Raw genomic sequence first — 1036 nt, forward strand, 5'->3', positions numbered from 1 at the left:
ATGCGTCGGTGGCTTTCGACACCAGTGTGACTTCGGTGTGGGGTGCGCTGGTCGGTGGTGGCTGTGTGTGGGTGGCCGGGCTGGACGAGTCGCTTGCGCAGGTGCTCGGTGAACAGTCTCTGGCGTTTTTGAAGGTGACGCCCGCGCATCTGCCGCTGCTTGACTCGCTGGGGGACGGTTTTGGTCCCACCGGTCTGTTGATGGTGGGTGGGGAGGCGGTGCAGGGGGAGCATCTGCAGCGGTGGCGTGATGCGCATCCCGGTGTCGACGTGGTCAACAGTTATGGTCCGACCGAGGTCACTGTCGCGTGCACCGATTTCGTTGTCCGTGCGGGGGATCCGCTGGGTCAGGGGATTGTGCCGGTCGGTAGGCCGGTGGCCAATGCTCGGGTGTATGTCCTGGACGGGCGTCTTCAGCCGGTGCCTGTCGGTGTCGCCGGCGAGCTGTACGTCGCTGGTGCGGGTCTGGCCCGTGGTTATGTGGGTCGTGCGGGGTTGTCGGCGGAGCGGTTCGTGGCGAACCCCTTCGGTGGTGCGGGTGAGCGGATGTATCGCACCGGTGACCTGGTGAAGTGGAACGCTGACGGGCAGCTCGAGTTCCTGGGCCGCACGGATGATCAGGTCAAGGTCCGCGGCTTCCGTATCGAACTCGGCGAGATCGAGACCGTACTCCTGGCGCAGCCGGGCATCGCACAGGCTGCCGTGATCGTCCGCGAGGACACTCCCGGAGACAAGCGGATCATCGGCTACGTGACTCCGGCAGCCGGCAGCCCCGAACTGCCCGCACCCGCACTCGATGCCGCCGGCATCCGGGGCGTCCTGCACACACACCTGCCGGAATACATGGTCCCGTCTGCCATCGTCACTCTCGATGTCCTGCCGTTGACGGTGAACGGCAAGGTCGACCGCAGGGCGCTGCCCGCACCCGACTACGCAGCCCCGCGTGCAGGTCGTGGTCCTGCGGATGAGCGTGAGGAGGTGGTCTGCCTTGTGTTCGCTGAGGTTTTGGGTGTGGGTGAGGTGGGGGTGGAGGACAA

General features: G+C 66.0%; 1 protein-coding gene. It reads left to right on the plus strand.

Annotated features, from left to right (window positions below):
• Nucleotides 1–1036: amino acid adenylation domain-containing protein (locus ACWCQK_RS42565; RefSeq protein WP_451164642.1), on the plus strand; the 1036-nt coding region annotated here is incomplete at both ends.

The sequence above is a fragment of the Streptomyces sp. NPDC002306 genome (assembly GCF_053593435.1).